27 protein-coding genes are annotated in these 17,769 nt (G+C 42.0%); 3 read left to right on the top strand and 24 right to left on the bottom strand.

Annotation, left to right across the window (positions count from 1 at the left end):
- Positions 1-4 precede the first annotated feature (4 nt).
- The 18 genes from rplO to rplC all read right to left on the bottom strand — a co-directional run bounded on the left by rplO (position 5) and on the right by rplC (position 9,364).
- Complete coding sequence (gene rplO / locus FJR05_RS16630) at positions 5-448, bottom strand: 50S ribosomal protein L15 (RefSeq protein ID WP_168645134.1); 444 nt, start codon at positions 446-448, stop codon at positions 5-7.
- Positions 449-512: 64 nt separating this feature from the next.
- Positions 513-1,037, bottom strand: a complete 525-nt coding sequence (rpsE, locus tag FJR05_RS16625) for a 30S ribosomal protein S5 (protein WP_027402091.1) — start codon at positions 1,035-1,037, stop codon at positions 513-515.
- An 83-nt stretch (positions 1,038-1,120) separates the two neighbouring features.
- On the bottom strand, positions 1,121-1,483 hold the full coding sequence (rplR, locus tag FJR05_RS16620; protein WP_168645133.1) for a 50S ribosomal protein L18: 363 nt from the start codon (positions 1,481-1,483) through the stop codon (positions 1,121-1,123).
- 2 nt (positions 1,484-1,485) lie between these two features.
- The gene (rplF, locus tag FJR05_RS16615; protein WP_027402093.1) at positions 1,486-2,034 is read right to left on the bottom strand and encodes a 50S ribosomal protein L6; all 549 of its coding nucleotides are present in this window, start codon (positions 2,032-2,034) and stop codon (positions 1,486-1,488) included.
- An 87-nt stretch (positions 2,035-2,121) separates the two neighbouring features.
- The gene (gene rpsH, locus FJR05_RS16610) at positions 2,122-2,523 is read right to left on the bottom strand and encodes a 30S ribosomal protein S8 (protein ID WP_168645131.1); all 402 of its coding nucleotides are present in this window, start codon (positions 2,521-2,523) and stop codon (positions 2,122-2,124) included.
- A gap of 20 nt (positions 2,524-2,543) precedes the next feature.
- Positions 2,544-3,092, bottom strand: a complete 549-nt coding sequence (gene rplE / locus FJR05_RS16605) for a 50S ribosomal protein L5 (RefSeq protein ID WP_027402095.1) — start codon at positions 3,090-3,092, stop codon at positions 2,544-2,546.
- A 120-nt stretch (positions 3,093-3,212) separates the two neighbouring features.
- Positions 3,213-3,563 (bottom strand): 50S ribosomal protein L24, encoded by a 351-nt coding sequence (gene rplX / locus FJR05_RS16600; RefSeq protein ID WP_027402096.1) that lies wholly within the window; start codon positions 3,561-3,563, stop codon positions 3,213-3,215.
- Positions 3,563-3,931, bottom strand: a complete 369-nt coding sequence (rplN, locus tag FJR05_RS16595) for a 50S ribosomal protein L14 (protein ID WP_168645129.1) — start codon at positions 3,929-3,931, stop codon at positions 3,563-3,565. Before rplN ends, rplX begins: the two co-directional genes overlap by 1 nt.
- 46 nt (positions 3,932-3,977) lie before the next feature.
- Entirely contained in the window at positions 3,978-4,226 is a 249-nt protein-coding gene (gene rpsQ, locus FJR05_RS16590) for a 30S ribosomal protein S17 (RefSeq protein WP_096669292.1), read from the bottom strand.
- 6 nt (positions 4,227-4,232) lie between these two features.
- Positions 4,233-4,460 (bottom strand): 50S ribosomal protein L29, encoded by a 228-nt coding sequence (rpmC, locus tag FJR05_RS16585; protein ID WP_027402099.1) that lies wholly within the window; start codon positions 4,458-4,460, stop codon positions 4,233-4,235.
- 3 nt (positions 4,461-4,463) lie between these two features.
- Positions 4,464-4,889 (bottom strand): 50S ribosomal protein L16, encoded by a 426-nt coding sequence (rplP, locus tag FJR05_RS16580; RefSeq protein WP_027402100.1) that lies wholly within the window; start codon positions 4,887-4,889, stop codon positions 4,464-4,466.
- 74 nt (positions 4,890-4,963) lie between these two features.
- The gene (rpsC, locus tag FJR05_RS16575) at positions 4,964-5,749 is read right to left on the bottom strand and encodes a 30S ribosomal protein S3 (RefSeq protein ID WP_053538449.1); all 786 of its coding nucleotides are present in this window, start codon (positions 5,747-5,749) and stop codon (positions 4,964-4,966) included.
- 57 nt (positions 5,750-5,806) lie between these two features.
- A complete protein-coding gene (gene rplV / locus FJR05_RS16570; RefSeq protein WP_027402102.1) occupies positions 5,807-6,166 on the bottom strand; it encodes a 50S ribosomal protein L22 in 360 nt (119 codons plus the stop codon).
- Positions 6,167-6,257: 91 nt separating this feature from the next.
- On the bottom strand, positions 6,258-6,536 hold the full coding sequence (gene rpsS / locus FJR05_RS16565) for a 30S ribosomal protein S19 (protein ID WP_027402103.1): 279 nt from the start codon (positions 6,534-6,536) through the stop codon (positions 6,258-6,260).
- A 142-nt stretch (positions 6,537-6,678) separates the two neighbouring features.
- Entirely contained in the window at positions 6,679-7,542 is an 864-nt protein-coding gene (rplB, locus tag FJR05_RS16560; protein WP_027402104.1) for a 50S ribosomal protein L2, read from the bottom strand.
- 136 nt (positions 7,543-7,678) lie between these two features.
- Positions 7,679-7,996 carry a 50S ribosomal protein L23 gene (locus FJR05_RS16555; protein WP_027402105.1) on the bottom strand — a complete coding sequence of 106 codons (318 nt, stop codon included), beginning with the start codon at positions 7,994-7,996 and terminating at the stop codon, positions 7,679-7,681.
- The gene (rplD, locus tag FJR05_RS16550; protein ID WP_168645128.1) at positions 7,989-8,621 is read right to left on the bottom strand and encodes a 50S ribosomal protein L4; all 633 of its coding nucleotides are present in this window, start codon (positions 8,619-8,621) and stop codon (positions 7,989-7,991) included. The genes FJR05_RS16555 and rplD overlap by 8 nt, the downstream gene beginning before the upstream one ends.
- Positions 8,622-8,725: 104 nt before the next feature.
- A complete protein-coding gene (gene rplC, locus FJR05_RS16545; RefSeq protein WP_168645147.1) occupies positions 8,726-9,364 on the bottom strand; it encodes a 50S ribosomal protein L3 in 639 nt (212 codons plus the stop codon).
- A gap of 871 nt (positions 9,365-10,235) precedes the next feature.
- On the opposite strand from rplC, the gene FJR05_RS16540 reads away from it, so the two are divergent.
- The gene (locus FJR05_RS16540; RefSeq protein WP_168645126.1) at positions 10,236-10,712 is read left to right on the top strand and encodes an NAD(P)H-quinone oxidoreductase subunit N; all 477 of its coding nucleotides are present in this window, start codon (positions 10,236-10,238) and stop codon (positions 10,710-10,712) included.
- A 52-nt stretch (positions 10,713-10,764) separates the two neighbouring features.
- Here the strand turns inward: FJR05_RS16540 and FJR05_RS16535 are convergent, their stop codons facing one another.
- Entirely contained in the window at positions 10,765-11,424 is a 660-nt protein-coding gene (locus FJR05_RS16535) for a Uma2 family endonuclease (protein ID WP_168645120.1), read from the bottom strand.
- Positions 11,425-11,484: 60 nt separating this feature from the next.
- On the opposite strand from FJR05_RS16535, the gene FJR05_RS16530 reads away from it, so the two are divergent.
- A complete protein-coding gene (locus FJR05_RS16530) occupies positions 11,485-12,567 on the top strand; it encodes an ATP-binding protein (protein ID WP_168645119.1) in 1,083 nt (360 codons plus the stop codon).
- Positions 12,568-12,627: 60 nt separating this feature from the next.
- On the opposite strand, the gene FJR05_RS16525 is transcribed toward FJR05_RS16530, so the two are convergent.
- Complete coding sequence (locus FJR05_RS16525) at positions 12,628-13,119, bottom strand: GNAT family N-acetyltransferase (protein WP_168645117.1); 492 nt, start codon at positions 13,117-13,119, stop codon at positions 12,628-12,630.
- A gap of 109 nt (positions 13,120-13,228) precedes the next feature.
- Here FJR05_RS16525 and blaOXA point away from each other — a divergent pair, with 109 nt between their 5' ends.
- Complete coding sequence (gene blaOXA, locus FJR05_RS16520; protein WP_174783741.1) at positions 13,229-14,104, top strand: class D beta-lactamase; 876 nt, start codon at positions 13,229-13,231, stop codon at positions 14,102-14,104.
- A 16-nt stretch (positions 14,105-14,120) separates the two neighbouring features.
- Here the strand turns inward: blaOXA and FJR05_RS16515 are convergent, their stop codons facing one another.
- The 4 genes from FJR05_RS16515 to FJR05_RS16500 all read right to left on the bottom strand — a co-directional run bounded on the left by FJR05_RS16515 (position 14,121) and on the right by FJR05_RS16500 (position 17,657).
- Positions 14,121-14,840, bottom strand: a complete 720-nt coding sequence (locus tag FJR05_RS16515; protein WP_168645115.1) for a class I SAM-dependent methyltransferase — start codon at positions 14,838-14,840, stop codon at positions 14,121-14,123.
- A 114-nt stretch (positions 14,841-14,954) separates the two neighbouring features.
- Positions 14,955-16,604 carry an ABC transporter ATP-binding protein gene (locus FJR05_RS16510; protein ID WP_168645113.1) on the bottom strand — a complete coding sequence of 550 codons (1,650 nt, stop codon included), beginning with the start codon at positions 16,602-16,604 and terminating at the stop codon, positions 14,955-14,957.
- 97 nt (positions 16,605-16,701) lie between these two features.
- Positions 16,702-17,370, bottom strand: a complete 669-nt coding sequence (locus FJR05_RS16505) for an ABC transporter ATP-binding protein (RefSeq protein WP_168645111.1) — start codon at positions 17,368-17,370, stop codon at positions 16,702-16,704.
- 14 nt (positions 17,371-17,384) lie between these two features.
- Positions 17,385-17,657: a hypothetical protein gene (locus FJR05_RS16500; RefSeq protein ID WP_168645109.1), complete on the bottom strand. Its 273-nt coding sequence runs from the start codon at positions 17,655-17,657 to the stop codon at positions 17,385-17,387.
- Positions 17,658-17,769: the final 112 nt, after the last annotated feature.

Here is a 17,769-nt window from a genome sequence, read left to right as displayed (position 1 = left end):
TCCTTTATGCAGTTTCGCAACTCCCACCAGCAGCCTCAATTTTGGCGCGAGCCTGGCCTGTGAAAGCAGCAGCTTTTACCTGAAGAGGAACATTCAATTCCCCATTACCCAAAATTTTCAGTTCACCTTTAACAGTGGTTAAAATACCGCACTGTTTTAAGGACTCTAAAGTTACTTCTGAGTTAGCAGGTAAATTATTTAATTTCTCTACATTGATCGTAGTGTAAACTCTGCGATTAATCAGGGGGAAGCCCTTGAGTTTAGGTATCCGGCGGTACAATGGCTGTTGACCACCTTCAAAACCTGGTCTTGTCCCACTACCGGAACGGGATTTTTGACCCCGCATCCCTAGACCAGCACTAGCACCTTGTCCAGCAGAAATACCTCTACCTACGCGCTTACGGCGTTTTTTTGAGCCTTTTTGGGGCTTAACATCATTAAGTCTCATTTTGGTTTGTGATTTTAGATTTTAGATTTTGGATTTTAGATTGAGAGTCTGATACAAAGGGTGACTAAATATAGAGTTTCTCAATGGCGATACCGCGATCTTCCGCAACTTCACTTAATGTTCGCAGGGTAGATAGAGCATTAACTGCGGCTCTGGCGTTGTTCAAAGGGTTATTTGAACCTAATTGTTTAGCAAGAATATTACGTATTCCTGCCAACTCTAATACAGTCCGTACAGCACCCCCAGCAATTACCCCTGTACCTGGTGCGGCTGGGCGCATCATGACTTTAGCTCCACCACCGATGCCATCAATGGGGTGAGGAATAGAATTAGATTTGGTGATAGGAATGTCAATCAGATGTTTTTTACCATCAGCGACACCTTTTTTAACTGCACCAATTACATCTGATGCCTTGCCTACTCCAACTCCGACTTGTCCACGTTCATTACCAACGACGACAATGGCACGGAAGCTGAGTTTTTTACCACCTTTGACGACTTTACTCACCCGGCGGATTTGAATAACTCGCTCTTGCCAGGTGGTTTCTTCTTTTTTTGTACGGCTTGCTTTACGACGACCGGTTACCATAATCAATGCTCTCTTTTAGTTGTCAGTTGTCAGTTGTCAGTTGTCAGTTGTCAGTTGCTACTGACTATTGACTACTGACGGACTTAGAAATCTAGACCGGCTTCGCGTGCCGCTTCTGCTAGTGCTTTAATGCGACCATGATAGAGGTTGCCACCACGGTCAAAAACAACTTTGGTGATCCCTTTTTCTAGGGCGCGGACAGCTACCAATTTACCAACTTGCACTGATGCGTCACAGTTAGCACCAGAAGCGATATTAGATTTCAATTCTGGTTCTACGGTTGATGCGGCTACTATAGTTTCTTGCTTGGTATCATCAATTACTTGAGCGTAAATATGCTCATTGGATCGAAATATAGCCAAGCGAGGACGTTCTGTAGAACCGGTAACTTTGCCACGAACGCGCCGATGACGACGTTGTTTTGATTCTTTGCGTGTAAGTTTCATATTTACTTCTTACCACCCTTACCAGTCTTACCAGCTTTGCGTCTGACCACTTCACCTGCATAGCGAATACCTTTACCTTTGTAAGGTTCAGGCGGACGGACTGCACGAATTTTAGCGGCTGTGTTCCCGACAATTTCTTTGTCATAGCCGCTGACTATGACATTAGTAGTACCTTCTACGGCAAATTGAATCCCTTCTGGTGGTTCAATTTGCACTTTATGGCTATAACCCATATTTAAAACTAGGTTACGGCCTTCAAGTTGGGCGCGATAACCAACCCCTTGGATTTCCAAGCGACGTTGAAAACCCTGGGATACTCCCTCCACCATATTGGCCACTAAGGTGCGGCTTAGACCGTGCATTTGTCTGGAGGTGCGGGTTTCATCACGACGAGTAACTAGCAATGTTTCTCCATCTAAGGAGAGTATGACATTGTTAGGTAGTTGACGGGAAAGTTCACCTTTTGGACCTTTCACCACTACTTTGACACCATCAATCGCCACTTGCACTTTGGCGGGAATGGTAATTGGACGTTTACCAATACGAGACATGATTTTTTGTTCTTTGTCAGTTGTTTTTTGTCAGTTGTCAGTTTTTCGTTGTTTTGCCACTGACCAATGACCAATGACCAATGACGACTACCAAACGTGGCAAAGCACTTCACCGCCTAGATTTTGGCGACGTGCTTCGCGGTCAGTCATAATCCCACTGGATGTAGAAATAATGGCAATACCGATACCGCCTAGCACTCTTGGTAATTCTTTTCTGTTGGAGTAAACACGCAAACCTGGTTTACTCACTCGTTTTAGGGCAGTGATTAAGGGTTGGCGATTTTTACCTTTGTATTTCAGGGAAATAACTAGGTTACGCTTAATTCCTTCTCCTGCTTCTTCAACTTCCGCAATAAAGCCTTCTTCTCGCAGTACCTTAGCAATACTACGGGTCATCTTTGTAGCTGGTACTTGCGTAGTTTGATGCCTTGCCATAGTGGCATTGCGGATGCGCGTCAGCATATCTGCAATTGTGTCGTTAGCCGCCATCGTTCCCTCTTTAGATGAACTTATTGATCGCGAAAGGGCATTCCCATTTCCTTAAGTAAGGCGCGGCCCTCTTCGTCGGTTTTTGCCGTGGTGATGATAGAAATATCTAAACCCCGGACTTGATCGATTCTGTCATATTCCACTTCTGGAAAAATTAGCTGTTCGCGCACACCCAGAGTGTAATTGCCACGTCCGTCAAAGCTTTTGGGGCTGACACCGCGAAAGTCTCTGATTCTGGGTAGTGTCAGGTTAATCAGACGATCTAAGAAGGCGTACATCCGTTCGCCTCTGAGTGTCACCATAATCCCGACGGGCATTCCTTGACGAATTTTAAAGCCGGCGATCGCTTTCTTGGCCCGTGTTACCACAGGTTTTTGTCCAGTGATCAAGGCTATTTCGCTGATGGATGCCTCTAGTGATTTAGCGTTTTGAGCAGCTTCTCCCAAACCTCTGTTAATAGTTACCTTAATCACCTTTGGCACTTGATGCACATTGGTGTATTGAAACTGGTTAATCAACTTGGGAGTAATTGTCTCTTGATATACGGTTTTGAGTCGTGTGATGGCCATAGTGTTTGTCCTGTTATTCCCTGGTCTTGGTCAGGGAATTTTAGATTTTGGATTTTGGATTTTGGATTTTGGATTTGAGATTTTGGTAGAAAATCTAAAATCTCATCCTAATTCACCAGCTTATTTATCTAAAATCTCACCTGTTTTTTTGAGCATTCTCACTTTCTTGCCTTCGGCGGTGAAAGTGTAGCAGACGCGACTAGCAACGTTTTGCTTGGTAGAATAGAGCATCACATTGGAGCTATGAATGGGGTACTCCTGGGTGACTATTTGCCCTGATTCGCCTTCCTGCTGGGGTTTCACGTGCTTGGTTTTAATGTTGACACCTTTGACAAGGACTTTGCTCAGTTGTGGTAGTGCTTTAATCACTTCACCAACTTTACCTTTATCTTTGCCGGCGATGACTTGCACAGTATCACCTGTTTTGACGTGCATTTTATGAAAAACTTTGGGTTGTGGGCGCTTTGCCATTACAGCACCTCCGGAGCCAGAGAAACAATTTTAGTAAAGTTTTTATCGCGCAGTTCTCGAGCTACGGGTCCAAATACCCGTGTACCTCTAGGATTACCTTCTTTGTTGATAATCACTGCGGCATTATCGTCAAAACGGATGCACATACCGCTATCACGAGTAATAGCTTTACGAGTACGTACGATTACTGCTTCTACAACATCAGACTTTTTGACAGCCATGTTGGGTGAAGACTCTTTGACAACGGCGATAATTCTATCGCCTACGCCACCATAACGACGGTTACCTGCACCTAATACGCGGATGCACATTAGTTTTTTAGCACCGCTATTATCTGCGACATTCAGATAAGATTGGGGTTGAATCACAACTGGTCTCTCTTTTGGGGTCGTTGTAAGTTAATACAACTGTTTACTATGTAGCTTTGGTGTTCAGAATTTCTGTAACTTGCCAACGCTTGGTTTTGCTCAGGGGTCTGGTTTCTTGAATCCGCACGCGATCGCCTGTTTTACAGGTATTCTCTTCGTCGTGAACTTTATAGCGGCGGGTTTGAACTACGATTTTGCCGTACTTGGGGTGAGGAGCGCGGTTTTCTATGGCTACTACCACAGTTTTTTGCATTTTATCGCTCACTACCAAGCCAACTCGTTCTTTGACTGCCATAATTTCCTACTTTTGCTCTTGGTCTGAAAGACTTGCCGCCCGTTTCCGTTCTCCTTCTACTGTCAGCAATTGGGAGAGACGATGGCGTGCGTGTTTGAACTGGTGAGGCTTTTCTAGCTGTCTTGTGGCTTTTTGCAAGCGCAACTGGAACAATTGTCTCTTAACAGCGACAATTTCCTCGGCCAGTCTTTCGTCATTTAATTCTCTAGCTTCCGCAATCTTGGGAAGAGGCATAACCTACTCCTGCTCCTGTGGTTGAGAGCGCACAATAAATTTGGTCTTAATTGGTAACTTAGCGTCAGCCAATCGCATAGCTTCGCGGGCAATTTCTTCAGTAACGCCGCCAATTTCAAACATGATCCGGCCTGGTTTGACTACGGCTACCCAAAACTCTGGGTTACCTTTACCAGAACCCATCCGGGTTTCAGCAGGACGCATGGTGATTGGTTTGTCAGGGAAAATCCGAATCCAGATTTTGCCACCCCGGCGAATATACCGAGTCATTGCCCGACGGGAAGCCTCGATTTGCCGTGAGGTAATCCAAGATGGTTCTTGGGCTTGGAGTCCAAAATCCCCAAAATTGAGGGTACTGCCTCGGCTGGCAAGACCTTCCATGCGTCCGCGTTGTTGTTTGCGGAATTTAGTTCTTCTAGGACTTAACATGATTTGTCAGTTGTCGGTTGTCAGTTGTCAGTTGTCAGTTGTCAGTTTTTTCGCCACTGACTCTTGAGCATTGACTAGGATTCATTGGAGCGGTCTTCAAACTGTTGACGGCGACGTTGTTGTTGACGACGACGAGGTTCACGGTCCCGATCTCCCCGGTCGCGGTCACGGTCACGTTCTCTGGCGGGTTGGGCGGGAGCTTGTTCCTGACCAGGAATAATTTCTCCTTTAAATACCCAAACTTTAATGCCGAGAATCCCGTAAATTGTCTTAGCTGTGCAGCCAGAATAGTCAATGTCAGCGCGTAAGGTGTGGAGAGGAACTCGACCTTCACGAGTCCACTCAGAGCGGGCAATTTCTGCACCGTTGAGCCGACCACCGACTTGAACTTTGATTCCTTGGACACCTGCTCTTTGAGCGCGTTGAATTGCTTGACGCACAACTCGACGGAAGGAAACCCGACGTTCTAATTGTTGAGCAATGTATTCAGCAATCAGGTAAGCATCAGCATCAACTCGTTGGACTTCAACAACGTTAATGCGGATTTGGCGATTACCACCCAAAGCTCCTTGTAGTCCAAGACGCAATGATTCAATACCTTGACCACCCCGACCTACAACCACACCTGGTCTAGCTGTACGAACTTCTAGGTCGATCTGATCAGCTTTGCGCTCAATTCTCACTTCGGAAATACCGGCGTTATTTTGAGCGTATCTACCTAGTTTTTGTTCAATATACTGACGGAGTTTGTAGTCTTCCTGTAGAAGTTCTGGATAACGGTCAGGTTCTGCAAACCAACGGGATTGGTGTTCTTGAGTTATACCCAGTCGAAAGCCGACTGGATGAATTTTCTGTCCCACAAAAGCTTCCTCTAAAATTTCTTACTGTACGCAATTTTTTTGTGCCTATATGGCTGTTTACTCAGCAGTAGCGCCAGCGGAAACAGCAACAGTGATATGACACGTTGGTTTGCGAATTTGGTAAGCTCGACCTTGCGCTCTGGGTTGAAACCGTTTTAGCACTGGGCCTTGGTCAGCATAGGCTTGACTAATCACCAAACTGGCTCTGTCCAAACCAGCATTATGCTCTGCGTTAGCTGCGGCACTTCTGAGAACCTTTAAGATGGGGTCACAAGCACCATAGGGCATAAATTCGAGAATAATTAGTGCTTCTCTGTATGAACGCCCGCGAATTTGGTCAAGTACACGGCGCACTTTATAGGGAGAAATGCGTATATAACGGGCGATCGCCTTAACTTCAGTAGTGTCAGTTGCCATTTTCATAACTTACTCTATGTTTGTCAGTTGTCTATTGTCAGCGGTTGTCAGTTGCAAGAGGACTAAATGACCACTGACTACTGACTAATGACTATCTCCCTGATTTTTTGTCACTTTTGCCATGACCTCTGTAGGTACGGGTAGGAGCAAATTCTCCTAACTTATGTCCTACCATTTGTTCATTGACAAATACAGGAACGTGCTGCCGTCCATTATGAACAGCGATAGTATGACCTACCATCAAGGGCAAAATGGTCGAAGCTCTCGACCAAGTTTTAACCACTTGTTTTTCATCTTTTGCGTTTAACTTCTCAATTTTCTTGAGCAGATGGTCAGCAACAAAAGGACCTTTTTTTAAAGAACGACCCATAGTTCAATTTTGGATTTTGGATTTACCTATTTTGGATTTCGGATTTTGGATTTTGGATAAATTATCTATGGATTAATTAGTTGAACATTTAATGTCCATTAATAGCCTCCCATCTAAAATCCAAAATTTAAAATCTAAAATTCTAAGACTGACGGCCACCACGACCACGTTTAGAGGATTTGCGGCGACGACGGATAATCAACTTAGTGCTGGCTTTTTTGCGTTTACGTGTCTTAGCACCTAACGTAGGTTTACCCCAAGGTGTTACAGGACCGGATCTACCGATAGGCGCTCTACCCTCACCACCACCATGTGGGTGATCTACTGGGTTCATGGCACTACCTCTAACCTTGGGACGACGGCCTTTCCAGCGATTTCGTCCAGCTTTACCAGCACTGAGGTTTCTTGCGTCTGTATTACCGACTTGTCCAATGGTGGCGTAGCAATCACGCCGAATCAACCGGACTTCCCCTGAAGGTAACTTCAATGTCACATAGTTGCCTTCTTTAGCAACAACTTGTGCTACTGCACCAGCAGCACGGACAATTTGACCACCTTTACCTGGGGTCATTTCGACGTTGTGAACACCAGTACCTAAGGGAATATTCGATAAAGGTAAGGCATTACCATCTTCGATAGGTGACTCAGGACCAGCAATGATCTTTGTCCCTACTGTCATGCCATTTGGTTGCAAGATGTAACGTTTTTCGCCATCTTCATACAACAACAAAGCGATCCGCGCATTCCGGTTAGGATCGTATTCAATGGCTGTAACTGTAGCAGGTATATTCCGCTTATCTCGCTTAAAGTCAATAATGCGGTAAAGTTGTTTGTGTCCGCCACCCCGACGACGGCTGGTTATCCGCCCTTGATTGTTCCGACCTTTGGGACGATGAACTGATTCAGTTAATGATTTTTCTGGCTCAGTTTTCGTAATTTCGGCAAAGTCGGAGATGATAACTTGGCGAGTACTGGGGGTATAAGGGCGATAAGAACGAGTACCCATAGTTCAGTTTTGGAGTTTTGATTTTTGATTTCGGAGTCAGAATTTTTTGATTTCAATTTCTGATTTTTAATTGTTGTTTGGCATTTTCTTGATTTATTAGCCCAATCTCAAATCTAAAATTTAAAATCTAAAATTTTTAGACTTCTGGGAAGAGAACTTTTCTGATTTTTTCTTCGTCCCCAGGAGCAACAGTAACAATAGCTCGCTTGTATTGGGGTTTGTATCCAATAAATCTACCTACTCGCTTTTGTTTGCGTGGTGGGTTAGCGGTATTGATTTTGACGACCTTAACTGCAAATAGGTCTTCAATTGCGGCTCTAATTTGTGGCTTAGTGGCTTTAGGAATTACTTCAAATGTATATTTGTTTTGTTCCATGAGCATGGTCGCTTTTTCGGTGAGAATGGGGCGACGCACTAAATCTGGTAGATCACGGGTGGCAACTACTTTAGGCACTGTATACCTCCTGGATCTTCTCTAGGGTTGATGATGTGACGATAATTTTGTCAGCATGGAGCAAATCGTAGACGTTTAACTGGTCAGCAGGAATCAGTTTTAAGTTTTCGATATTGCGAGCCGATAAAAGCACGTTTTCTGCAATTTCAGACAAAATTAATAGTGACTTTTGTTCTGGTGCAACACCCCATCTCGCTAATGCTGCTACGAGATCCTTTGTTTTAGGACGCTGTAATTCGTTGCTAAATTCTTCAACAACAATTAAATCTTCAACACGACTAACAAAGGCTGTCCGCAATGCCAAACGGCGTTCTTTGCGGTTCATTTTTAGGTCGAAGTCTCTGGGTTTTGGTCCAAAGATCACACCGCCTCCACGCCACAATGGTGAACGGATAGAACCAGCACGGGCGCGACCTGTGCCTTTTTGTCGCCAAGGTTTACGACCACCACCACGAACTTCTGCACGAGTTTTGGTGCTGGCAGTTCCCTGACGAGAATTGGTCATTTGTCTGACTAGGGCGCGGTGTACGATATGCGCCGCTGTTGTTTCTTTGGCAACTCGTAAGTCGAAGTTTGTCTCTCCAACTTGCTCTCCTTGCCAATTTTTAATTACACTCTCTACCATCTTTGTGTCCTTTGTCAGTTGTCTTTTGTCAGTTGCCGGTTGTCAGTTGTCAGTTGTCCGCATTTTTGCTACTAACTAATGACTACTGACCAATGACTAAATGACTATTTTTTACCAACTATAGTTGCAGGAACGACGCTTACTAAAGCTCCTGGTTTGCCAGGGATAGCTCCTTTAATGAGGATTAAGTTGCGTTCTGCATCTACTCGTACTACTGTCAATTTGCGAATTGTGACACGAGTACCGCCTAAACGTCCTGCCATCCTTTTACCGGGATAAACACGACCTGGGGTTGTACCAGCACCGATAGAACCTGGCGCTCTATGGTTCTTAGAACCGTGTGACATGGGACCGCGACCAAAGTTGTTCCGCTTTTGGTTGCCGGCAAAACCGCGACCAATACTCGTACCAACTACATCTACCATTTCACCTGCACTAAAAATATCTGCTTTAATTTCTTGACCTAAAGCATAATCACCAGCGCTATCGGTGCGATATTCATTTAGATGACGGACTGCTGGAGCGGATGACTTAGCCAAATGTCCCAACAATGGTTTGTTCAGTGCCTTGGGTTTGACTTCGCCATAACCAACTTGAATGGCAGAGTAACCGTCGGTCTGTTTCGTTTTAACTTGCGTAACGGTGCATGGACCGGCTTTGATGACGGTAACAGGAATGGAGACTCCTGCTTCATCAAAGATTTGGGTCATGCCCAGTTTGGTGCCGAGAATACCTACAGACACAGTTACTGGTTCTCCTTTCGTTTTATTTTTTTGAGCTAAACCTGGAAGTCGAATGGGGACGGGCTTTGCTACTGTCGCTTGAGTGTAAACTTTACCTCTAAAATTTGGACTGGCGTTAGACAGTGCAAATTCTTGGCGACGCAACAGTTTTTGTCCCTTTTGTTTTAGTGAATTTGTTTATTTTCACTTACTCAATCACAATAACAGGAATAACTTCCTACTCTATTGAGAAGGTATTACTTCTGGAATTCAATGCGAGGCTTGATGGCTTTGCGCTTTGTGCAGCAATGCTTTCGTCCAAGCAGTTGCTTTGGCACTCTACCGTTGTAGCAGGACTTAAGTGGTTATTGACCCTCAGTATCCTTTTCCTTAGTCTTAACATAATGCCATGAAACCAACATTATTGCTAAGGAACTACTTATTCTCATGCCCTAAACTATTGTTTAAGGTTTTGCCTAATTTTTTTAGGATTTACGGGAGTGATTCGGTGTGGGAGCTTAAATATGACTTTGGCTCTTTATTTGACCTGAAAGCTTTTTTAGTTTAGCAGTCTCTTATGGAGTGAGCCAGTTTTATTCTTTTGGGGAAACTAACTAAAAACTCAAATGCTAGGACTAACTAGAATGTCTAAATAAGAAAGATGGCTATCTAATTATACTATTCGGTCACAATCTAATAATATAAACTATTCTTTAATTTTTGTCTAGTGTTTTTTTGCTTTGTTATGGGATGCTGAGATGTGGGTAGGGAAAATCACCCATGTTCCGGCTGTGAATTTTCAAAATTGTTGAAAATATGCAGGTTCATTTAACTTAATCTACCACTAGAGAGTGAATAATAGAGATATCTAAGTGGGATAGGAAGAAAATATATGGCACTAATTACCACTGGCAACGGTTTCATCCGCAATTTGGAGAAATTTGGGGCGCTGGGTGTTTATGTTCCTCTGGAGGGGGGCTATGAAGGTCGGTATCTGCGCCGATTAAGGGCTGCTGGCTATGTTGGCCTCCACATTACTGCGAGAGGATTGGGTGATGTGGCTGCTTATCTGACGCAAGTTCATGGTGTCAGACCACCACATTTAGGTAAAAGAAGCAATAGTAGTGGTGCGGCTGTGGGTGATGTATATTATTTACCACCAATGATCAGTTCCCATTTGGCACAATTACCTCCTAAGTCGAAGGGGTTGGTGTTGTGGATTATTGAGGGATATATTCTTTCTGATCAGGAAGTTGAGTATTTGATGAATTTGCCTAAGTTAGAACCAAGGGTTAAGGTGGTGATTGAGAGAGGTGGCGATCGCACTTTCCGCTGGACTCCTTTGGAAAAGACACTGTTAGCTAGTTAGGCAGATTACCAGGGTGGGGAAACCCCACCCCTACTGTTTATTTGGGGATATCTCAATTCTGCATTTCCTGTTGTACCCAAGTACGAAAAGATTTACTAGCCTGTACTTCATCTATTTGGCAATCTTGCAAAAATTGATAAAGTTTTGCTTTGGTGATTATAGAAAATGTGGGACTTTTTTCTCCTTCAATATATTGATGATCTTGAAGTTGATAAATTCGCAATATCTCACCGTTATAACGCCAAAATTCTGGTACTTTCATACTGGCATAAAAAGCAAGTTTATTGATGTCAGTATGAGTAATATCTACTTCTACAATCAAGTCTGGTGGTGGATCTTCATTTAAATCAACTTTTTTTCCAACTACTTGAGGTTGATTTTGAATGTAATAACAGTTATCAGGTTCAGCACTTCTTTGTAAATCATCACGATTTAAGGTAGTTGAACCCATTGTTTTAATTTTTAAACCCATTTCTTCTACCAAAATGCAGATGAATCGTTCAATTAATCTGGTAGCACTTTCATGTTCTTCTAATGGCATGGTAATTTCTAATGTCCCTTGATCATAGATAAGTCGAGAAGAACGACTTTGCCCTAATGCTGCTAAAATTTGCTGATAATTTTGCCAACTGATATTGTGGAAAACTACTCGCTGTTCTGCTAGGGTCTTTTCTGGGGTAATATTGTTTGGTTTAGTGATTGTACTAACCATAGTTGCCTTTAAATTTAGCTTAATAGTTATTATAATATATTACGTAAAAGCGAGAACTAAGTGAATTTAAATTTGTCTACTCCCTTACAATTAATTGGGCGTTCTGTAGAATTTCAGCGGATTATTGAAATACTGGCAAAAGATGGTGATTTGTTAATTACTGGAGTTCCTGGTAGTGGGAGACGCACTTTAGTTAGAGGTGCAGCACAGGAGGTGAATACAGTTATCTTGGAAATAGACTGTATTCGCGCTACGGAAGCGGAGAGATTTGTACAATTACTAGCGGAAGCGATTAGTCAAAACTGGGAAGCGGAAAAAATTCAAAATTGGTTGAATGAAAATACTTCGGAATTTTTTACTTTTAATTCTGAAAGTCAATTAAAACTAATTCTTTCTTTGGAACAAGAACAATTATGGCAAGCTTTTGCTAATTTGTTAGACTTATTGGAAATAATGGCTGTTGATTTAAATCAAAGAATATTACTGATTTTACAAAGTTTTCCCCATATTCGTTCTTGGGATCGTCATGGTTTATGGGAAACTACATTTAGAAAAGAAGTTAAGGCTTATCCTCATGTTAGTTATGTGTTGATAGCTACGATTGCTGAGTCTAGTCAACATCCAGATGATACTAATTATCCAATAGAAACTATTCAGTTACCTCCTTTAGCTAAGGACGTTGTAGCCTTGTGGGCGAGGGAAATATTACACACGGAAGGTTTTACTTTTGATTGTCATAGTCAAGCCTTACAGCTATTTTTAGAGGCGGTACAGGGACATATTGGCGATGGGATGGCGATTATTCGGCGGTTATCTGCGTCGCGTTGTGCAGATGGTTTAATTCGGGAGGAAGATGTTCAAAAAGCTATAGCAGGATTGTTGAAAGATTTATCAATGACTTATGAATCTTTGCTGATGTTGTTACCAGCAAATCAGGTACATTTATTAGAATCTTTGGCTATTGATCCTACTGATAAACCTCAGAGTAAGGAGTATATTCAAAAGCATGGACTTTCACGGGGTGGGAGTCTGCAAGGTGCGTTAACTGGGTTACAGCATAAGGGTTTGATTTATGATGCTGAACATGGTTATCGGTTAGCTATGCCTTTGTTAGCTTTGTGGCTGAGGGAAAGGTTGGGTTAATTTATTTGAATTGAAAAGCTTTATGGTAAGCTATTTTTAAATCTAAATTCTGAATTTTTCCTATATCACCCGCAGACCCAAAATCATCAAATCTCGTTCCACTCCGTCTAAATCAGCAATTTTCGGTAAATTCCCCCAAGCTTGAAATCCAAACCAGGCAAATAACTTCAAACTGGGTTGATTGTGGGCGAAAATAAAACTAACTAAAGTCTTTAAACCTAAATTGGGACTTTCCTCAATGGCTTTTTCTAAAAGTTGTTTTCCCAAACCACGTCCTTGAAAATTTGGGGAAATATAAATACTAATTTCCGCAGTAGAATGGTAAGCCGGTCTACCGTAGAATGATTGAAAACTTAACCATCCAGCAATTACACCTTCGTTTTCTACTACCCATAGGGGACGTTGTGAGGGGACTCGTCCTTGAAACCAAGCTAAACGACTTTCTACAGACACAGGTTCTAAATCAGCAGTAGCCATGCGGCTAGGGACAGCAGCGTTGTAAATGGCGACAATGGCGGGTAAATCAGATTCTACGGCATGGCGGATGATCATTGCGGCTATTTGGGCAAAATTCTTGGTAAAATATTTCCAAATAATACACTCTCACTGGAAAATTTATCATTTTCTGTTGATTGTCTTTAAATTTCAATGGAGAAAAATCTTGTTTCCTATTTGGTGTTCACCGCTGGTGCTGAGTTCTGTGCGATCGCTCAGTTTGGCATTTACAGCTATAATCACTATTAGCTTTGGGTCAATCTATGTTCAGGCACAAACAGCCCCTGTGTTATCTCCAGATTCAGCAAAAGTCAAGGTTAGAGTTCCAGATTTAGGGCGACATTTCCAAAAATTTGGGGTAACAGGATCAATCATAATTTATGATTCCAAAAACAATCGCACCTATGAACACAATCCTCAGCGAAATGTCACGGCTTTTACTCCAGCTTCAACTTTCAAAATTTTCAACGCTTTGACAGCTTTGGAAACAGGTGTGATTGCTGATGATGTGGCTATCTTGACTTGGGATGGAATTTATCGAGATTTTCCGGGTTGGAATCAAGATACAAATTTACGTCAAGGTTTCAAAAATTCAACTGTCTGGTTTTATCAAGTTCTTGCCCGGAAAGTTGGCTATGAACGAATGCAGCAATGGATTGATAAAGTTGGTTATGGTAACGGACAGATTGGTACTTCCGCAGATATTGATCGTTTTTGGCTGCAAGTCCCTCTGAAAATTACACCCAAAGCACAAATTGATTTTTTGCAAAGGTTGTATCAAGGTAATTTACCTTTTTCAAAACGAACAATGGATCTTGTCAAAGATATCATGGTGCGTGAACAAACTCCCGATTATACACTGCGAGCTAAAACGGGATGGTTAACTGGTAGTAAACCCCAAAGAGGTTGGTTTGTGGGTTATGTGGAACAAAATAAAAATGTCTATTTTTTTGCCACAAATATTGATATCAATAAACCAGATGATTTACCAGCTAGAATCGAGATTACACGCAACAGTTTGAAAGATTTAGGTCTGCTATAGATTTTGATATTTTATCTTAAAACCGGACTTTGTACAACTCGAATAATTCTCCTAATTGTTTTTTAACTATTTTTGCACCCCCAGCTTTAATGGTTTTTTCCCACTCTGTAGCAGGTTCGAGAAATACCTCTGCACCCAAGTAAGTTTCTAACACAGCCCAATCTTCTGCTAAAGGCTGTTCGGAATTAAGAATATCAAAGACAAAATGTCCCCCTGGTTTCAATACTCGTTTAACTTCGGTTAAAACGGCTTGCCAATATTCTAGGGGAAAATAGCAGCTAAATCCTGTGGCAATTATTAAATCAAATTGATTTTCAGGATAGTTTAAATGGTGGGATGGTCCTAGTTCTACACCTTTGAATAATTTTGAATTTAATTGTGAACCACGAGAATTAAGAGTATCTCTGGCAATATTACTAATTTCTTGCCCATAAAAGAATGCTTGCCAATCTCTCCAAGGATAGATTAAAAAGCTGACACCACAACCAATATCTAAACAATGTTCGTTTTTTTGAGGTTGAGCAATTTCCCAAAATGGTGAAACTATTCTCTCACTTAATCTGCCATTTTTCCATTCTTTATATATTGGCATTTCTTGAACTTCGTCGGGTAATTCAAATTTCTGATTTTGATATTGGCGATTAAAACGATATGCTATTTGTGCTATTCTCTCTTGCCATTTGTCTGGGGAATAGGTTTTATTTTTATAAGAATTAGCGGGTGGATTTTTAGACATTTATTACTTTGGTAATGGGTAATAGGTAATTGGTAATGGGTAGTTGGTAATTGGTGATTGGTGATTTTATTGCTTCTTTCTTCTTTCTTTCTCCTGACTCCTGACTCCTTGACACTAAGCTTTTGCGAGGAGAGGTGCAGCAGCGAGGAGGGTTTGGGTGTAGGGATGTTGGGGGTGGGCAAAGATTTGTTTAGTCTGTCCTAGTTCTACTATTTTACCACCATTCATGACGGCGATGCGATCGCACAAAAATCTTGCCAACCACAAATCATGGGTAATAAACAAATAGGTTAAATCAAATTCTGCTTTGAGTTGTAACATCAAATCCAAAACTTGTGTTTGCACGCTGGCATCTAACATACTCACTGGTTCATCACATATTATCAGTTTGGGACGAGTAATTAAAGCTCTGGCTATGGCTACCCGTTGTTGTTGTCCTCCAGATAAATCGGCGGGATAACGGTGATAATATAATTCTGCTGGGGTTAATCCCACTTTTTCTAACATCCATAAAACCTGTTCTTTGGCTTTTTGGGTATTAGCTAAATTATGAATTAATAAAGGATCTGCTATACTTTGTCCTACCGTCATGGCTGGATTTAAACAAGCATGAGGATCTTGAAAGATCATTTGGATTTGTCTTCGAGAAGAACGGATTTCTTGACGGGACAAACTGGTTAATTCCTGTCCTAAAAATTCGACTTTTCCCGATGTGGGACTAATCAATTGTAAGATGGTTCTCGAAAGTGTACTTTTCCCACAACCGGACTCTCCGACTAAGCCTAAAATTTCCCCAGCATACAATTCTAGGTTAATTCCATCTACAGCTTTAATGGTTTGTCCTTCTCCCTTAAATATCCGTTCAATAAAATTCGGTTCTATAGTGTAATGTTGCTTGAGTTCTGTAATTTTGAGAATTGGTGATTGGTGATTGGTGATTGGTGATTGGCTATTATTCCCATCTTCGTCAACTGCTTGAATATGTAAAGCTGCTTTTAATAGAGATTGAGTATATTCATGTTGGGGATTTGCAAATACAGTTGCCGTTTTCCCCATTTCTACCATTTTACCTTGATACATAACTCCGATGCGATCGCAATATTCCCCTACCATTGCTAAATCATGGGAAATTAACAACAATCCCATGTTTTCTTCCCCACACAATCGTGTTAGTTCTTGGAGAATTTGAGCAGAAACAGTCACATCTAAACTTGTCGTTGGTTCATCAGCCACAATTAACTTAGGACTCAACAACAAAGCTAAAGCAATAGCTACCCGTTGACGCATTCCCCCACTAAACTCATGAGGATATTGACTCCAACGACTAGCGGGAATTTTTACCTTTTCCAAAGTCGCTAAAGCCTTTTCTTTCGCTTGCTGTTTGGATAACTCCGGTGCATGAGCTTGTAAAGTTTCAATACAATGATTGCCAATTGTCATCAACGGGTCAAGGCGAGTCATGGGATCTTGAAAAATCAAAGCCACTGCTTCACCACGAAACTTTTGCATTTGCAATGGTGTCAAATCCAATACAGATTGTCCCTGAAATTTCACTAATCCTTCTGTACGACTGGAATTAGGCAATAAACGCATAATTGCCCGGCCAATGGTGGATTTTCCACAACCGGACTCTCCCACCAATCCCATTTTTTCCCCAGGTTGAATAATAAAAGATACATCATCAACCGCCCAGCTTTCCACTTCTTCACCACGTCGAGGATAAGCTACACGGAGATTTTCAACACTAAATAAAGCTTCATTCATAATTAATTAACTGTAATAATCTCAGTAGGGGCGGGGTTTCCCCGCCCTCTCGATTGTATTGCTGACTCCTGACTGGGCGCAGGCCCTGCGCCCCTACCTATTGATGTACTTGAATTAAGCGCTGTTTGAGACGTTCCGCTTCACCGGAATCAACTAAACAACCCTTTTCCAATAAAAAAGCACCATCACAGTAATTTAACTCTTCTAAGCGATGAGTTACCCATAATGCCGTAATGCCACGACTTTTAACGAGATTACGCACACTAGCTACTAAATCGAGTTGACTATCTGGATCTAGTAAAGCAGTAGGTTCATCTAATAATAAAACATCACAATGACGAGCGATCGCTCCAGCAATAGCTACCCGTTGTTTTTGTCCACCAGAAAGCGCGTAAATAGGTCGTCGCTGTAGAGACAATAAATTTACCGCCCCCAAAGCTTCCTCAACCCTAGCCTTCACCATAGCAGGTTGTAACTTTTCCGCCACTAATCCAAAAGCCACATCAACACCAACTGTTGGCATTACCAATTGATGATCAGGATTTTGGAATACAAAACCAACCGCAGGTGAAATCGTCACCTCACCAGATTGAGGAGCTAATAAACCCGCTATTAATCTCAGAAGCGTAGATTTACCACTGCCATTTGTCCCCAGAAGCATCCAAAACTCACCTTTAGGTACTTGAAGAGAGCAAGATTTGATTACTTGCTCCCCATTAGGCCAAAAGAAGTTTAAATTATTAACTTCAATGCCTACTGCTGTCATGTTTATACCTTTTGTTATTCAGCAGTAAAAGCAGCAAAGCCAGGCGCTCTACCAGTGCTTGTCGCCGCACTATCTTTTTGGATAATCTGGACTCCCGAAATTTCACTAGCACGGACAGCAATTTTTTTCTCTGTTTTGCCTTCGCACTTGAGTTCCACAATATCAGGATTTCCAGAACGCATTGCCGCCAAAATTAGCTGGTAAACAGCTTCGGCATCTTCAGTAGACTTTCGTTGTACTGATATGGGGAAAGCAGTATTTCTGATGCTTAAGTCAATGGTAAACATTTAGAATTAATGAATTTTCACTTTAAGACCTATTCTAGCGTCATTAGTCATTAGTCATTAGTCATTGGTCATTAGTCAGTTGTCATTGGGAAGAAATATTCCCCCTACTTCC

The organism is Dolichospermum sp. UHCC 0259 (assembly GCF_009711935.1).
In the GTDB taxonomy this organism is placed as follows: Bacteria; Cyanobacteriota; Cyanobacteriia; order Cyanobacteriales; family Nostocaceae; genus Dolichospermum.
The sequence above is the reverse complement of the archived record's forward strand: the minus strand, read 5'-3'. Positions and strand labels throughout refer to the sequence as shown.

Bases quoted from the DNA above. Each gene is read 5' to 3' on its own strand.
- rplR (WP_168645133.1), bottom strand. From the start codon at position 1,483: ATGAAACTTACACGCAAAGAATCAAAACAACGTCGTCATCGGCGCGTT.
- FJR05_RS16510 (WP_168645113.1), bottom strand. From the start codon at position 16,604: ATGAATGAAGCTTTATTTAGTGTTGAAAATCTCCGTGTAGCTTATCCT.
- rpsQ (WP_096669292.1), bottom strand. From the start codon at position 4,226: ATGGCAGTCAAAGAACGAGTTGGCTTGGTAGTGAGCGATAAAATGCAA.
- FJR05_RS16525 (WP_168645117.1), bottom strand. From the start codon at position 13,119: ATGATCATCCGCCATGCCGTAGAATCTGATTTACCCGCCATTGTCGCC.
- rplX (WP_027402096.1), bottom strand. From the start codon at position 3,563: ATGGCAAAGCGCCCACAACCCAAAGTTTTTCATAAAATGCACGTCAAA.
- rplO (WP_168645134.1), bottom strand. From the start codon at position 448: ATGAGACTTAATGATGTTAAGCCCCAAAAAGGCTCAAAAAAACGCCGT.
- rplE (WP_027402095.1), bottom strand. From the start codon at position 3,092: ATGGCCATCACACGACTCAAAACCGTATATCAAGAGACAATTACTCCC.
- rpmC (WP_027402099.1), bottom strand. From the start codon at position 4,460: ATGCCTCTTCCCAAGATTGCGGAAGCTAGAGAATTAAATGACGAAAGA.
- rplD (WP_168645128.1), bottom strand. From the start codon at position 8,621: ATGGTAGAGAGTGTAATTAAAAATTGGCAAGGAGAGCAAGTTGGAGAG.
- FJR05_RS16535 (WP_168645120.1), bottom strand. From the start codon at position 11,424: ATGGTTAGTACAATCACTAAACCAAACAATATTACCCCAGAAAAGACC.
- rplB (WP_027402104.1), bottom strand. From the start codon at position 7,542: ATGGGTACTCGTTCTTATCGCCCTTATACCCCCAGTACTCGCCAAGTT.
- rplV (WP_027402102.1), bottom strand. From the start codon at position 6,166: ATGGCAACTGACACTACTGAAGTTAAGGCGATCGCCCGTTATATACGC.
- FJR05_RS16540 (WP_168645126.1), top strand. From the start codon at position 10,236: ATGGCACTAATTACCACTGGCAACGGTTTCATCCGCAATTTGGAGAAA.
- rplF (WP_027402093.1), bottom strand. From the start codon at position 2,034: ATGTCTCGTATTGGTAAACGTCCAATTACCATTCCCGCCAAAGTGCAA.
- rpsE (WP_027402091.1), bottom strand. From the start codon at position 1,037: ATGGTAACCGGTCGTCGTAAAGCAAGCCGTACAAAAAAAGAAGAAACC.
- FJR05_RS16515 (WP_168645115.1), bottom strand. From the start codon at position 14,840: ATGTCTAAAAATCCACCCGCTAATTCTTATAAAAATAAAACCTATTCC.
- rpsH (WP_168645131.1), bottom strand. From the start codon at position 2,523: ATGGCGGCTAACGACACAATTGCAGATATGCTGACGCGCATCCGCAAT.
- FJR05_RS16505 (WP_168645111.1), bottom strand. From the start codon at position 17,370: ATGACAGCAGTAGGCATTGAAGTTAATAATTTAAACTTCTTTTGGCCT.
- rplP (WP_027402100.1), bottom strand. From the start codon at position 4,889: ATGTTAAGTCCTAGAAGAACTAAATTCCGCAAACAACAACGCGGACGC.
- FJR05_RS16500 (WP_168645109.1), bottom strand. From the start codon at position 17,657: ATGTTTACCATTGACTTAAGCATCAGAAATACTGCTTTCCCCATATCA.
- rpsS (WP_027402103.1), bottom strand. From the start codon at position 6,536: ATGGGTCGTTCTTTAAAAAAAGGTCCTTTTGTTGCTGACCATCTGCTC.